This window comes from Salinifilum aidingensis (assembly GCF_054782015.1).
Map to the genome: position 1 here is coordinate 1 of NZ_BAAGTH010000063.1, position 516 is coordinate 516.

The window sequence follows — 516 nt, forward strand, 5'->3', positions numbered from 1 at the left end:
GGGATTGGGGGTGGAAACCAGGCCCGCATCTTTGGTGTCGATGGCAAAAACGGCTGCGCTTCGTCCGTCGCCGATAAACAGGACGCCATCCGGTCCAAACGTGAGGGCGTTAATGGACTTAATGGCGGGTGTGCCCCTTACAAATCCATACTGATTATGAATTGAACGGGTGGTTGTCGCCAGCAATACAAGGCCAGTAAAGCCGACGTCCAGCAAAGCATATAGTTTGTTCATGGTTATTGAGATTAGCTCGGTTGTGAAAAGGCGGATGATTCGTTTGTTTACCCGGTGAATATAAACAGATTAGCACAGATGCCAATGTATGTTGGTTGGGGGTGGTAAACTGCCGTAAAAGAAAGAGGTTCTCTAACCAAAAAGGGTACTATCCCTTAGTTAAAGAACCCCGTACTTTGAGAGATAGCTCGTTTAAGAAGCCGTAACCCTGTTTTATTTACTTTTCTCGGCTGTTGCGTCGTTCTGTTTTGCGAACTCGCCGGTTGCCTTTAGTTCAACCTC

Annotated in this window: 1 protein-coding gene; it reads right to left on the reverse strand. The window is 47.5% G+C overall.

The annotated features are described in order from the left end of the window. A partial coding sequence (locus ACYVJE_RS23135) for a hypothetical protein (protein ID WP_461146144.1) occupies positions 1–234 on the reverse strand: 234 nt, incomplete at its 3' end. Positions 235–516 lie beyond the last annotated feature (282 nt).